This is a genomic window from Merdimmobilis hominis, from assembly GCF_900104615.1.
Taxonomy (GTDB): Bacteria; Bacillota; Clostridia; order Oscillospirales; family Ruminococcaceae; genus Merdimmobilis; species Merdimmobilis hominis.
Map to the genome: position 1 here is coordinate 1,624,340 of NZ_LT629939.1, position 12,470 is coordinate 1,636,809.

Consider the following 12,470-nt stretch of genomic DNA (forward strand, 5'->3'; position numbering starts at 1 on the left):
TGAAAGCTGCGTCTTGCATTTTAAGCCATCCCGACTTCCACGCCATTGGAATCCTGCCCCCAGCTGACGATCACCTGCTCGTCGGCGGTAAAATCCGCCGCGATCCCGTTCTCCCGGAAAATTTCAATCAGTTTTGAGAGAACAAGAGCTTCGGTTGGCAACCGAAGCTCTTCGTGATCATTCAGGAGACAGGTGTGGATGCTTGGGTCTTCGTTGGCAATGCAGGAGAGCAGCTCCATCAGCCTTGATTCGCCGGTGCTGCCGTCTTCCTCATCCTTGGAATTCCACCAGGCTTCCGCCTGGCTCTGGGCTTCTTCCGGCGATAGTTCCCGTTTGCACAGCTGTTCTGGTATGAACTGCATGGCCGGCGCTTCGTTATGGGGAGCGTCCGGCGATGGTTCATCGGAACTGCCAGAGAATTTTTCCTCAAATTCCCGGCTGTCCATATTCCAGATCTGAGCGCCAATTTTAAAGAACCTGCCGATCCGGTCGGACACCCGATCCCAAAGGGCCATAAGTCCCAGTATAGGGGCTTGCAGCATAGCCTTGGCGAAAGAAACGGCATTCTTAAAATAGACCCGGCAGGGTCCCACCGCTGCGAAGATCAGCAAAAACACTAACACAACAGTTGGCAGCGCGACGGCAATCCGACAGGCCACCATTGCCAAAAGGAGCCTTACCAAAAGGCCCGAGCCGAACGGCTTACTTTTTTGATTCATTTTGGTCATTTTCTATTTCCTTCTTTCCGATTTTTGCATAATTTACATCGAATAACTTGAGTCCCAGAACGCCGAATGCGGTAGCTTCCAGTTTTCCCTGCGCAATGATGTGCGCTTTGTCCTTTAATTTCAACCGTTCCACCTTGTCAGCCACTTCACCGTATCCGGTGCAGTAAACCGTCAGATAGGTTTCCCGGTCAAAGTCTGAGGAGGGATTGGAGAAAAGGCTGAACGCGACTTTCCGATAGTCCCCATGATCCTTGAAGATCTCGGTATCGGAAAGTTTGCGCACACCGCCTTCCATCTGGGCAACAGAAAAGATGGGCTCTTTTTCCGCGCTGAAGGTCACATCCAGGGCGTAGACACGAAGCTGGTCGATTTCCTGGCCGCTGTCGCGGTCCTGATAAGCGATCCTTTGCATAACTCCAATTACACGCAGGAGGCTGCCTTCCGCAATCCCTTTTTCCAGCTCTTCAGCCTGCTCTTTGACAGCTGCGAAGCCGGAACGGCCGGTAATGACAAGTTCGATGTCGATCGTGTTCTCTGATTTGTATTTCCCTGAAAAAACACAGGGCAGCGTTGCAGATTTTCCGCTTTTTGAGAAGACAAATCTTTCTGCTGCCGGACGAAGATCCAGGATCACATTACATGGCATTGTTGGTTCCCCTTTCTTTAGGTGCCTAAACGGCTGATGGTTTATAGACGAAAAAAGGCACGGTCGCGCCCAGAAGGGCGCAATCGTGCCGTTAGGTTTCACACCGGCCAGCTGTCAACAGGGACGGGAGGCCTTACTTTACTGCTTCGGTGAGCAGCGGATACTTTCATGGAATACCTGAAGTGTACTCCCGTTTTTGTATCGTGTCAAGGGCCGGCACTTGATTTCTACTGCCAATATGGTATGATGATAGAGAAGGAAAGCATTGTCTTTTCCTTATTCTCCCGCCGGTCGGACTGCCGTTGTTACCATCCATCTTTCCCGTACATTCCTGTATTGACCAGCATCAAAAAAGTCCGGCCATGTCTATCCGGTGCCGCCTGTTCCGCCTCGAAAAGTTAGGAAGGAATGGGTGGCTTTTTATTTTTTCTGAGGATCAGTAAATTTGTGTTGCAAATGCGGTGATTCCTCGTCTTTTATTATGAGAGGTGATACATTTGATTTTCCTTATGCTGCAGGCAATCGAAGACGAATCTGACCGCAACCGGCTGTCCGCCTTCTATTTGCAGTATTATGGCCTGCTGAAAGCCAAAGCAGAATTTGTTTTGAAGCAATTCCATATTGGGGGTTCTTCCAATTTGGCTGAAGATATGGTTCAGGATGCGATGGCCAAAATGATCCAGAATATTGATACGATTTCAAAATTAAGCGATCCTCAGCTGGTAGCTTACGGTGTCAAAACGGTACAATCCTGCGCCACTGACTACTGCCGGAAAATGATTTCACAGCAAAAAGCCATTGAAGATAAAGGGATTTTAGAAGGAGCTGATGAGGATAAAGTATGGGAAGACTATACCGGTCTTTTTACCGAAGAAGATCCCATGCTTTTTCTTGGAGGGGTTCTGGCGGCCCTTCCCCAAAAAAGTCGTGATGTCCTCCTCTACAAACATTATTTTGACTATAGCGACAAAAAAATCGCGGAGCTTTTAGGGATACAAGAAAATTCAGTACGGATGGCACTGTCAAGAGCAAGAAAAAAGGTACGAAAAACTTGGGCTGCAATCAAAAAGGAAAAAGGAGAAGGATGACAGATGATTTATAATAATGAGCAGCAGCTTTTAAAGGTAGAAGACGAACTATTTAATTTGGCACTATTGGGACTTTTGGAGATTGAAGGGCGTAAACTGATCGAGGAAAAAGAGCAGATGGTCCAAAGGGGAGAATACGCTTCCCCGCCTGCGGATCAGCTGCGCCGCATTGAAAAAATGATCCGGCAGGGCGAAAGAAAAAAAGTGTTCCAATCATCTATTCGAAAAATTTCCCCTGTTATTTCAAAGGTCGCTGTGTGGTTTATGGTGTTTATCATGGGAACCGGCACCGTGGTCTTTGCCTCAGCTGATATACGCGAAGCGCTCTATCGGCTGATTGTTGAACAACACGAAAGATATTCGCAAATTGAACTGCAGCAGGGAGAAGAAAATAATGCTGAATATATCTCCAATGCCGCTTCTTATGTTCCGTCCTATGTGCCGGACCAAATGGAATTAGATCAGATTGAAAAATTGCGGTACAGTGTCAACGCATCCTATATTGGAAAGGACAATGAGGAACTGTACCTGACCTTCCGGCAGATCGATCCTACCGGCAGCGCGGAAATCCGCGTGGACACCGAGGATGCGAATCGGATTGAAAGCGTTGCGATAGGAAGCAGCGAAGGGCTCCTGGTTGAAAAAGACGGATCTATTCAGATCGTCTGGAACGCAGATGGGACTGTTTTGACGGTGATCTCCAATCTCAACGAGGAAGAGGTGCTCCGTTTTGCACAGGGGATTCAAACTCCATAGGGCCAGAATTACGAAAATGAGGGGATGGTGAAAACTTTTCCCTCATTTTTTATTTTATCGGTTGCATTTTGCCTTGTCTCCCGTCTTATTCTATGAGAGGACTAAAGGAGGCAATCACATGAAATCAATGAAGCGCGCTCTCAGCCTGGGCCTTGCCCTGATGGTTATGACGGCAGCTACCAGCGTAGCCTACGCCAGATATGCCTACATCCGCCAATTTACCTTTGACGGGGATATTGGTGCGACATCGGTGTACGGGGAGGCCTATGTGTCGCTGGATGGACAGGACTCATCCATGACCACCATCACCTTACAACGCTCCAGCGATGGAGGCCGTACCTATAAGACCGACCGGGTGCTGACTGCCAGGCATACGACCAGCAGCTCCTACTCTGCGGTGGGCGAGGCCGATAACCTCAACCCCGCCTATGAGTACCGGCTGAAAGCTGAGGTCTTCGTCTATGACGAAGATAACAACGAAATCGACTACGACGTAGCATATATCGACTAAACCCAAGTGTTCCTCTCACAATTTCATAAAAACTCAGGGTGTGCAGCGCAAAACGACGCTTGCCATACCCTGAGTTTTTTATCCACTGAAAGGGGGCGATCCCGATGATGTAACCTATCTTCGCCGGAAAATCCACACGAAAAGCAACAATGGGAGGTTGAGAGATTGATTGCTTTTTCCAGAACCGATATGGAACTGCTCGCTGACAGCATTATCACTGATTATCGTGGGAGTGTGTTGACTCCATTCAGCCCGGTTGACGTTGACCGCTTGGCTTCTGAATATCTGGGCTTGGATGTTTCCTACATGGATTTTCCCCAGGATTCCGAAATCCTGGGCGTGACCGCCTATTCACAGTGCTGCCTGCACTTAAAAGGCCAGGATATTCAACTTAATTCCAATACTGTCCTCCTGGCCAAATCCCTGAAGCCCGGGGAACGGGGCGCCAATGAAGGCCGCCGGCGCTTTACTCTGGCTCACGAGTGCGCTCATCAGATCCTCTACCGGTATGAATCGGCTGTGGCACGGGAAGAAATCTGCCGGCCTTATTCCTGCCGGCGGGCGTTCTCTTTGCGGGAGCTGAAAACCCATGAAGATTGGAATGAGTGGCAGGCAGATGCCCTTGGTGCCGCGCTGCTGATGCCGGAAGAGCTTGTGAGGCGCGTGGTATACCTTTTTACCCCTGATAATAAGCTGACGCGCTATGGGGACTGGTTCCCGCCGGAGGAGTACCGGCGTCTGGACAATATGAGCCGCTTCCTTGGCGTGTCGCACGCTGCTTTGCTGATCCGCCTCAAACAGCTGGGACTTCTGGAGCAGAAGAGATCCGGTGATTATCGAAATCCTTTGGATGTGGTGGCTGCATGAAGAAAAGACAATTTGTACCGCCAACGCCTCAGATGTTGGCGAAGATCAGAAAAGCCGAGCTGGATGTGGTCGGGCATAATCAGAGAAACATTATGTGCCCGTACTGCCGGCGCCGCGCTATCATCGTATTTGACGATGCCAGCGGTCACATCCAGACCCGCTGTAAGCACTGCGGGAAAGAGGTCATCATTGACCTGGTGAATATGAGAAGAACCCGACGGTTCTGATCATATACCTGCCGGTTAGGCAGGCTGAGTACGAATATCCACACAAACGAAAATGACGCCGTGCACGGAGCCGCCGATGGCTGGACTTCCAAAGCCGCAACGAAAACCCTTTGCAAAAAGGGCTTTTCAACTGTGGCTTTGGATACGTCTGGGCCACCTGGCGGCTTTATTAGTTTTCCCTTCCCGGCTCCTCGCGGCCGGAAGGAGAAAACATCATGGCACGACACAAGAAAATCCGCGACAAGTATTTCATCAATCTGAACGGCCAGAAAATTGAGGTCACGAGGGAGGTCTATGAAGCCTGGTACGGCGGGGAGCGGAAGGAACGCTACCTGGAGGAGCGCGAGCGTGATTTCGGGGTTTATCCTGCCAGCAGTCTCACCGATGCCGACGGAGAACTCGATCCCCTGGACGCTGCCCAGTCCTCAGCAAATACGGAAGAAGAAGTGGAGCAGAAGGAAGAGTATGCGGAACTCTACAAAGCCCTTCATACTTTGCCGGAAAAGGAGCGCACAGTGCTCCATCAGCTCTTTTTCCAGGGACTTACCATTGCGCGGATAGCCGAGCTGGAAGGCCTCGATGAGAGCAGCATCCGCTGGAGAAGGGACAGCGCCATCAAGAAGCTGAAAAAATATTTTGAGAAAATCTGAAAAACTCTCCCGGATTGGGCTGATTTTTAGGATATAAGATAGAGGGGTTTTTAACAGCTCCTCAAAGGAAGCGAAAGCCCCGGCTAGGACGGCTCGCCGCAGAGTGCCGGAAAGCAAAGGACTTTCAAAACTGAATGATTTTAAAAAGGAGAGATTACTATGGCACTTGTAAATGGTGCGACTTATCGGTTTGAGAACCGTGCTGATCCTAACCGTTCTCTGAATGTGTACGGCAACAGCCCTGCTTCTCTTGCCAATGTTTGCCTGTGGACCTCGGATGACGATGACATTTGCCAGCAGTGGGTTTACATGAAGTCTGGCAGCCATGCGTATCTCGTGTGCAAGGGCAATCAGAATCTGGCCCTGGATCTCTACACCGGTTCCGGTTCTTCGACTGTGAAGAACTACAACGCGCATGTCTATGCGCCTTCCGAGACCTCTTACATTGAGATCGAGGAGTCGGACGGCGATTACATCCAGATTAAGCTGGAGGAGTATTCCAACAAGTATCTGACTGCCAACCAGGGCAGCAACGGTACTTCCGGCGGTAAGGATGTCAATGCGGCTGGTAACGTTTACTTCTACAACGGAGGTCTGACCGACGACAGCCAGGATTGGCTGCCGGTTCGGCTGGATGGAGGTTCTGCCCCTGAACCAGGTGATGAAGGCGAAGGTAATGGCACAATCACTGTTGGCCAAAGACCTTCTACCCTTAATTACAATCGTGCTTGCTATGGGCCTAGCTTCAACCGTTTCCATGAAGATTATGCTCCGGGTAATGGGACAGCACAGTGCACCTGGCATTGTTATGGCCGAGCTTTCGAGGTGCTCGGTAAAACGATTCAGTTCTCTGGTTCCGGTGGTCTTCACGGGAAGTATTGGTATGATCGAATCACCAATGGAGAGCAGTCGAGCGTTCCCAAAGCAAATTCCATCGCAGTATGGGATGATGGAGGCAGTTATGGTCATGTTGGTTATGTAGAGAAGGTAGACAGTAATTATGTTTATGTTTCTGAGGCTAACTGGGGCCCTGATTACACCATGAATGTTCTGGATGCGACTGACGGCCAGGTAAAGCGATTCCCGAGAGATGATATGGATCGTGGTAGTTACGCTTTCGTAGGCTATGTCCACCTTGACATTTAAAGCAGAAAAAATCCTGGGAGGCTTTCCCTCCCAGGATTTTTTTATAAAACAGAGCAAGAAAGAAAACGCCAGCCATATTCTTCAGAGTATTCTAAAGTCACTGTTGAAGATGTTGCAGGATCATTTTCCGAAGAAGCAGCAGTACGAGTTTCACATGACAATATTGCAATGCCATTTTTAATATTACAGTCTATAATGGTTGTCGTTGAGCTGATGCCACCTCCACCCATAGGTGCCCAATATCCGTCAATTTCCGGATCATAATTTTCAATCATATCGTGAAGATTATCTGATGGAATTTTAAAATACTCCTGTAAGGCTTGATCCATTATCCGTGCCGGTGTAAAAGGATAATCATAAAAATTTTGATTTTGAAGGGTTCTTACAGCATATTGATATGTGCTTTCCAAATTATCTCCTAGTATATAGCATCCAGCCGTATAAAGATAGTATCCATCTTCATCCGAATTAGAATCATCGAAATTAGAGGCAAAAATGTTAGAAGGTGCTATTTTGTTTATTTTTTCGGTGAATAATGCCATCAATTCTGGGGTGATATCCTGATTTAAAACTGCATCAGTCGAGTCCGACTCGGTGGAATCTGAAGAACTATAAGTATTGGGATCTTCTTGATTATTTATCACAACAGAACTGCTATTACTTTCAGATGAATTTGATGCCTCGACTTCCGATGATGGTGAACTACTCTCCGGCTCATCTTCTGGAGCAGAAGATGAGGGCATCTCAATTACAGATGATGGCCGATTCTCTTCCGCAGGAGATTCCATGCGGATTGTACAGCCTGTTGTGAGCATGATTACAGTGAACACTGCCGCCCAGATCCTTTTTTTCATTAAAATCTCTCCTTTTTAATTTTTCCAGATTGTGAGGTGATATGAATAATGGACGAAAAAGTGAAGATTGCCCTTTCTGGCTTCTGTGGCGCACTGGCTGCGTTGGCAGAGAATTATGGCTTGATCCTGACGCTCTGCTGTACCTTCATTCTTATTGACCTGGCTACCGGCCTTGCCAAAGCGAAGATCCAGGGCAAAATCAATAGCGACACCGGCTACAAGGGCTTCTGGCGCAAGGCAGCCATGCTGGCGGCCTTGGTATTCGGCATCTGTCTGGATGTGCTCTTTGACTATGTAGCCGGACTCGGTGTTGTTTCAATTACCGTATCTTCGCCGGTGGGGCGCATTCTGGCACTCTACATAGCGATCAACGAGTGCATTTCGATCTGTGAGAACCTGATCGCCTGCGGCGTGAAGATGCCGAAGTTTCTTTCGGCCGCTCTGGCCGCCGCGAAGGACGGCCTGGATCAAGATCAGAAAGAATAACAAAAACGACCTGTATGAAATGGGCCGTTTTTGTTTTAAGGGATCGACATGCTGACCACCACCTTCGTACAGCAGAATTTCGCCATAATCTCTTTCACATATAAAGACGGGAAATGGGGCAAAGTGCAACATGGTACAGGAGATAATTTTAATGTTTTTACTTTTAAGTTAAAAATAAATGGACGAATATGTTAAATATGTACAGTGAAGTTTGGCTCTTTTTTTGTGTACCGCTGTAAGCGGTTTTTTGTTACAATGAATATAGAAGGATAATCTTCTCTGCAAGCCCCGTTTTGAAAAGGCTATCCTTCAAAATGCTTTAATGGAAAGCGGCATATAGAGTTTGCTGGAAGAATGCTCTTCCGGCAAGATAGAAAGTCTTTCCAGATTCACTTGAATGATCCATAAGGAGGAAGATTCATGAAAGTGAAAAGAATAACAGCCATGGTATTGGCTGCTTTAATGACCAGCGCTACTACAAGCGTGGCGTTTGCCGTACAGCCAGGCGAGGTCGATGACGACCAGGTTTTGAACTTCTATGCTGGTCCCATCGGAGATGACCTCTACATGATGGACGAGGATGGATTTATCCGTGCGGCGGCCCCCGGTGATTTTGCTCCCGGCGATGACATCTATCTTTCACTGATGGAGTACCAGGGCAACTTCAGCACCAGGGATGTCAATGGCCTGTATGTTTATGATTACTGGGATATTGGCAAGAACTGGGTTGAGGATGTAGAGATTGTTCACAAGAAAGGGCAATGGAAAGAGGCTGAGGCGCCGGCTAAGATCTATGAGATCTTTGGCACCGGGATTGGAGCCTTCGATAATGTGACCTTCTCCACCTCCAAGACCTACGATCATACGCTGCTGGCTTTGGCCAAAGAAGCACTTGAGGCAGAACGGGCTGCGGCTGAACAGGAAATTTTCAACGGCTATTCTGTAGAGGAATCGGGAAAAAAGTATCGCTATGATGGCAATACTTATACTTCCACGGATGAAGTGGCCAATGCCGCAATTACCGATGGAATTTATCAGTGGCGGGAGTATCACACCATTGACGGAGAGATTGGCTTTGGCGCCTTGCCCGACTCGACCACAGAGGGGTATCTGAACGGTAAGACTTTGTTCTTAACTGAAGAAGAAGCCTTGGAAAGTGCAAATTGGCATCAGTATACAGCAGCCGATGGGGAGCTGTACGCCGTTGAACAGTACATCGGAGGGTTCGGCTCGCTGGCAGAAAGCCAGGGAGATGATCCCAATGTTAAAACACTGCTTGAGTATCTGAGCATGAATGGCGTGGATACCAGCTCGGTATATGTCAACTCCGAAAATTCAAAATTCCTTATCCTGAATGCAGGAATGACTTCCGATGTATTTGCAGAGCAGGTTGGTTATACAGCGGTAAATGAGACTGTTTACTATAAGACAGAAAACGGCTCTAATACAACAGTTGATGTAGAAACCGGGCTGAATGGATACTTCAAGCAGGCTTCCGATGCCGGTTATACATCGCTTGTTGGTGCTGACAAGGATAGCGTCTATGACGATTTGGACCGCTCTGGCCTGGTAGAGCCTGTTTTTGAAGAAACCGTCTATATTGTAGATGGAAAGAGGCTGACCGAAACAGAAGCCAAGGCCGCAGCTGCTGCAACTGTTCAGGGGGTACTGGACAGTATGACCAGAAAAGACAATATCAGCGATGGTACGGCTGTTGCCGCTTATTCCCGCAACCCCACCGGCGATTATGACGGTTATGTTACAGACTCTGGATACCATTACTGGCTGAAGATTTCTACCAGGCGGTCCACCACTACAAGGGATGTGGATATTGTAGGTGATCTCGGAATCGGAACCAACCGCAGGGAAGCTGAGGAAAACACGATTGATATAGATATTACCCTGAGCAATGCGGACTCTGATATGGATGACGAATACTATGATTATGTCTATATCGAACCCGGCAAGCGCGCTGTTGTGGACTTTGGAGACGATGCCAGCGATGAGTTTGAGGTAGAGTTTGGCGATGACGCCTACTTTATCTTTAACGCCCGCAGCCAGAGCAAGTTGAACCTGGCTTATAACACCAAATTCAACCGGGAGTTTGCTTCTGACTACGATCACGCCAATATCGACTTCATCAACTTTGAGGCAGAGCCTACCACCAATCGGACCGGTACGCTGTATATCTATGCCGATGAGGATAGCTACATCTACGAAGTGACCTCCAAGGGCGCCAAGAAAATCTCTGGTGCTTACTACGATGATGACGAGGAAGCCTGGGTGATCCGTACCAGACACCTGACATCCTATGCTATCTCGGATAAGAAACTCAAGACTGTGGACCAGATGGATGACAGTTCTTCCATCAACAAGCCCAATAAGCCTAATAGTGAAGACGACAAGTACAATCCCGACACAGGCCGGTAATTTGCTTGGCGTTCTGGAAACAAAAAAGAGAGTGAATTTTCGTTCACTCTCTTTTTTATTGTTGATTTTAACATATTAAGTCATTTTTCTTAACTGTGATGTACTCGAAATCATAGTTGGCATACTGTTGCCTTTCTTTCCTCCTCTCAAAGCAGATTCAGATGGGTTTCCAGCGCCTTTTCGATACGCTCCGGTTCAATGCCAATGTACCGCTGGGTTGTCGCCGGCGACGAGTGCTGCAGAAGCCGCTGAACCAGAGCAATGTCTTTGCCGTTCTCATTATAGATACTGGTGGCAAAGAATTTGCGAAAGGAGTGGGTGCTGATGTTTTCATACCCAGGCCCCAGATAGTCGCACACCATGGCCAGGTGGTTCTGGATCGTCCGCTCGGAGATCGGGAAGATCACATCATCGGCCCCAATCTTGTTTTCGATGCAGTAGCTCTGCAGATAGGTGTAGAGTTCCACCGGGACGGTAAAGGTCCGTTTCTTTTTGGTCTTTTGCTCAATGAGGTCCAGCCGATACCGTCTGCCATCCCGGATGATGTTGCTGAGGGTCAGCTTACGGGAGATGTCGGAGATCCGCACACCCAGGTTTGCCTCCACTACCAGCGCGGCCGCGACTCGTGGATTGGGCCGGTGATCCAGAAATCCTTCCTGGATCGTCTTGATGATCTCGACATACTGCTCGGCGGTGAGCGCCACCGTCCGTTTGTTCATAAAGTCACCTCCTGATAAAATTGCGTTTTTTCGCGGCCTAAATTGCGTATTTTTCGCCGTTTTTTCGGCCGTTTTTGAAGAATGGCTTCATTGCTTGATTTTGCGTTGCGTATTTTCATCAAAAAACGCAATCCTGAATTGGGATGGAATTTCAGCCCTGAATCGCCGAAATTGCTTCGCTCTTAGTTTTGAAAACAGATTTGTTCAAGGCTTCGCCCTCAAAATGATAAAAGCCGTTATTATCAAATATTACCAAGGATAAAATCAACTGTTCGTCCTCGTATATGGTGGCAAAAATAATACCGGGTTCGATCTGTTTTGAATCAAAATCAGCGTACCAGATGGCATCACCAGTATGGAGTGGCACCGGTTTACCGCCCAATCGATCGACTAATCGTAATCCGAAAATTTCTTGCACCTGTCTAATTTTTTCTCGCAGTTCCTCATTTGACATTGGTTCTATCATATTCTCACCCTCAATTCCTGCAGATCGTCCGTTCGGATTCCGACCAGATACCAGTCATCAGCCATCTCGATCCGAGTGGGCTTCCACTCGCCATCAATCAGGACATCAAAGCATTCCCCGCAGTGCAGGCCGCCGTAGTAGCAGCCAAGATCAAAGCGAATGTCGTACCGATCCGTTGCGAGGTCATAGATCAAAGTTCCCTGTTTCATAATGAGCTCCTCCCGATTTGGTTGAACGGAATTATTTTTGCTACATGCTGTTCATTGGCCGGACGGCTCGACTGATGAGGACTCACATCCTGAAATCCAGCCGGGGACACATGCACATTGGTCAGGATGAACTGGACGGGAATGATCTGGCCGTTCTGCAACATCCGCACTTCATAAAACTTAAAACGCCCCGGCGCTTCTAATTTCACATCCGAATTGGTGATCACGCTCTGTACCAGATCCGGCGCCATACTGGCTTTCACGCCAAGGCTCTGCACTTCATCGGGACCGGCGACAAACGGATTGGCTGCCAGCGCCTCCACCCGTTTTTTCAATTCTTTCTTCGCGGCGCCGAGCGATGCAAAATATTGGATGTCAAATTCGCGAAGCCCGGTAGTATTGATGTGGCTGAGATCCGCTGTGCTCACTTTATAAATACGGTCATGAGACAGCTCCCAGATAACCTTTCTGTGGAGCTTCACAAAATCCCGTTCTTCTTCTGAAAGGTCATCATGGTTCTCCATACCTTCTACAAAATCCTGAAGGTACTGGATCAGTTCATCTCTGCTCAGGTCACTGATTTCCAAATTTCGATCCTCCTTTGCATTTAATCTCTTCACTTAATACATTTAATCTCTTCACTTAATATATTTAATCTCTTCACTTAATATATAGTAAAAAAAATAA

At 48.1% G+C, this 12,470-nt stretch carries 16 protein-coding genes; 9 read left to right on the forward strand and 7 right to left on the reverse strand.

Annotated elements, in window-relative coordinates; genetic code table 11:
• Positions 1-20 precede the first annotated feature (20 nt).
• Together BQ5353_RS07950 and BQ5353_RS07955 are read right to left on the reverse strand one after the other, a co-directional pair.
• Positions 21-728 carry a hypothetical protein gene (locus tag BQ5353_RS07950; RefSeq protein ID WP_071427693.1) on the reverse strand — a complete coding sequence of 236 codons (708 nt, stop codon included), beginning with the start codon at positions 726-728 and terminating at the stop codon, positions 21-23.
• Complete coding sequence (locus BQ5353_RS07955; protein ID WP_071427695.1) at positions 703-1,374, reverse strand: hypothetical protein; 672 nt, start codon at positions 1,372-1,374, stop codon at positions 703-705. The genes BQ5353_RS07950 and BQ5353_RS07955 overlap by 26 nt, the downstream gene beginning before the upstream one ends.
• Positions 1,375-1,871: 497 nt before the next feature.
• Between BQ5353_RS07955 and BQ5353_RS07960 the strand changes: the two genes are divergently transcribed.
• The 7 genes from BQ5353_RS07960 to BQ5353_RS07990 all read left to right on the forward strand — a co-directional run bounded on the left by BQ5353_RS07960 (position 1,872) and on the right by BQ5353_RS07990 (position 6,619).
• Positions 1,872-2,462 carry an RNA polymerase sigma factor gene (locus tag BQ5353_RS07960; protein ID WP_071427696.1) on the forward strand — a complete coding sequence of 197 codons (591 nt, stop codon included), beginning with the start codon at positions 1,872-1,874 and terminating at the stop codon, positions 2,460-2,462.
• 3 nt (positions 2,463-2,465) lie between these two features.
• Positions 2,466-3,218: a DUF4367 domain-containing protein gene (locus tag BQ5353_RS07965; RefSeq protein ID WP_071427698.1), complete on the forward strand. Its 753-nt coding sequence runs from the start codon at positions 2,466-2,468 to the stop codon at positions 3,216-3,218.
• Positions 3,219-3,336: 118 nt separating this feature from the next.
• The gene (locus BQ5353_RS07970; protein ID WP_071427700.1) at positions 3,337-3,729 is read left to right on the forward strand and encodes a hypothetical protein; all 393 of its coding nucleotides are present in this window, start codon (positions 3,337-3,339) and stop codon (positions 3,727-3,729) included.
• Positions 3,730-3,894: 165 nt separating this feature from the next.
• Positions 3,895-4,596, forward strand: coding sequence for an ImmA/IrrE family metallo-endopeptidase (locus BQ5353_RS07975; protein ID WP_071427702.1), 702 nt, complete (start codon positions 3,895-3,897; stop codon positions 4,594-4,596).
• A gap of 92 nt (positions 4,597-4,688) precedes the next feature.
• Positions 4,689-4,823: a hypothetical protein gene (locus BQ5353_RS13410; protein ID WP_267888282.1), complete on the forward strand. Its 135-nt coding sequence runs from the start codon at positions 4,689-4,691 to the stop codon at positions 4,821-4,823.
• A gap of 215 nt (positions 4,824-5,038) precedes the next feature.
• Positions 5,039-5,473 carry an RNA polymerase sigma factor gene (locus BQ5353_RS07985; RefSeq protein ID WP_071427706.1) on the forward strand — a complete coding sequence of 145 codons (435 nt, stop codon included), beginning with the start codon at positions 5,039-5,041 and terminating at the stop codon, positions 5,471-5,473.
• 159 nt (positions 5,474-5,632) lie between these two features.
• Positions 5,633-6,619 (forward strand): CHAP domain-containing protein, encoded by a 987-nt coding sequence (locus tag BQ5353_RS07990; RefSeq protein WP_071427708.1) that lies wholly within the window; start codon positions 5,633-5,635, stop codon positions 6,617-6,619.
• Between the two features lie 41 nt (positions 6,620-6,660).
• On the opposite strand, the gene BQ5353_RS12750 is transcribed toward BQ5353_RS07990, so the two are convergent.
• Positions 6,661-7,473 carry a hypothetical protein gene (locus BQ5353_RS12750; protein ID WP_143117193.1) on the reverse strand — a complete coding sequence of 271 codons (813 nt, stop codon included), beginning with the start codon at positions 7,471-7,473 and terminating at the stop codon, positions 6,661-6,663.
• Between the two features lie 48 nt (positions 7,474-7,521).
• On the opposite strand from BQ5353_RS12750, the gene BQ5353_RS08000 reads away from it, so the two are divergent.
• Positions 7,522-7,959: a phage holin family protein gene (locus BQ5353_RS08000; RefSeq protein ID WP_071427711.1), complete on the forward strand. Its 438-nt coding sequence runs from the start codon at positions 7,522-7,524 to the stop codon at positions 7,957-7,959.
• 420 nt (positions 7,960-8,379) lie between these two features.
• Positions 8,380-10,389: a hypothetical protein gene (locus BQ5353_RS08005; protein ID WP_071427713.1), complete on the forward strand. Its 2,010-nt coding sequence runs from the start codon at positions 8,380-8,382 to the stop codon at positions 10,387-10,389.
• A 146-nt stretch (positions 10,390-10,535) separates the two neighbouring features.
• On the opposite strand, the gene BQ5353_RS08010 is transcribed toward BQ5353_RS08005, so the two are convergent.
• From BQ5353_RS08010 to BQ5353_RS08025, 4 genes are all read right to left on the reverse strand, one after another.
• Positions 10,536-11,108 carry a tyrosine-type recombinase/integrase gene (locus BQ5353_RS08010; RefSeq protein ID WP_071427714.1) on the reverse strand — a complete coding sequence of 191 codons (573 nt, stop codon included), beginning with the start codon at positions 11,106-11,108 and terminating at the stop codon, positions 10,536-10,538.
• A gap of 151 nt (positions 11,109-11,259) precedes the next feature.
• Positions 11,260-11,574 carry a hypothetical protein gene (locus BQ5353_RS08015; protein WP_071427716.1) on the reverse strand — a complete coding sequence of 105 codons (315 nt, stop codon included), beginning with the start codon at positions 11,572-11,574 and terminating at the stop codon, positions 11,260-11,262.
• Entirely contained in the window at positions 11,571-11,783 is a 213-nt protein-coding gene (locus BQ5353_RS08020) for a DUF5348 domain-containing protein (RefSeq protein ID WP_071427718.1), read from the reverse strand. The genes BQ5353_RS08015 and BQ5353_RS08020 overlap by 4 nt, the downstream gene beginning before the upstream one ends.
• Complete coding sequence (locus BQ5353_RS08025) at positions 11,780-12,370, reverse strand: hypothetical protein (protein WP_071427720.1); 591 nt, start codon at positions 12,368-12,370, stop codon at positions 11,780-11,782. Before BQ5353_RS08025 ends, BQ5353_RS08020 begins: the two co-directional genes overlap by 4 nt.
• Between the last annotated feature and the right edge of the window lie 100 nt (positions 12,371-12,470).

Bases quoted from the DNA above. Each gene is read 5' to 3' on its own strand.
- BQ5353_RS08000 (WP_071427711.1), top strand. From the start codon at position 7,522: ATGGACGAAAAAGTGAAGATTGCCCTTTCTGGCTTCTGTGGCGCACTG.
- BQ5353_RS07955 (WP_071427695.1), bottom strand. From the start codon at position 1,374: ATGCCATGTAATGTGATCCTGGATCTTCGTCCGGCAGCAGAAAGATTT.
- BQ5353_RS07970 (WP_071427700.1), top strand. From the start codon at position 3,337: ATGAAATCAATGAAGCGCGCTCTCAGCCTGGGCCTTGCCCTGATGGTT.
- BQ5353_RS07950 (WP_071427693.1), bottom strand. From the start codon at position 728: ATGACCAAAATGAATCAAAAAAGTAAGCCGTTCGGCTCGGGCCTTTTG.
- BQ5353_RS08010 (WP_071427714.1), bottom strand. From the start codon at position 11,108: ATGAACAAACGGACGGTGGCGCTCACCGCCGAGCAGTATGTCGAGATC.
- BQ5353_RS07985 (WP_071427706.1), top strand. From the start codon at position 5,039: ATGGCACGACACAAGAAAATCCGCGACAAGTATTTCATCAATCTGAAC.
- BQ5353_RS07990 (WP_071427708.1), top strand. From the start codon at position 5,633: ATGGCACTTGTAAATGGTGCGACTTATCGGTTTGAGAACCGTGCTGAT.
- BQ5353_RS13410 (WP_267888282.1), top strand. From the start codon at position 4,689: ATGTGCCCGTACTGCCGGCGCCGCGCTATCATCGTATTTGACGATGCC.
- BQ5353_RS08005 (WP_071427713.1), top strand. From the start codon at position 8,380: ATGAAAGTGAAAAGAATAACAGCCATGGTATTGGCTGCTTTAATGACC.
- BQ5353_RS07965 (WP_071427698.1), top strand. From the start codon at position 2,466: ATGATTTATAATAATGAGCAGCAGCTTTTAAAGGTAGAAGACGAACTA.
- BQ5353_RS08020 (WP_071427718.1), bottom strand. From the start codon at position 11,783: ATGAAACAGGGAACTTTGATCTATGACCTCGCAACGGATCGGTACGAC.
- BQ5353_RS12750 (WP_143117193.1), bottom strand. From the start codon at position 7,473: ATGAAAAAAAGGATCTGGGCGGCAGTGTTCACTGTAATCATGCTCACA.
- BQ5353_RS08015 (WP_071427716.1), bottom strand. From the start codon at position 11,574: ATGATAGAACCAATGTCAAATGAGGAACTGCGAGAAAAAATTAGACAG.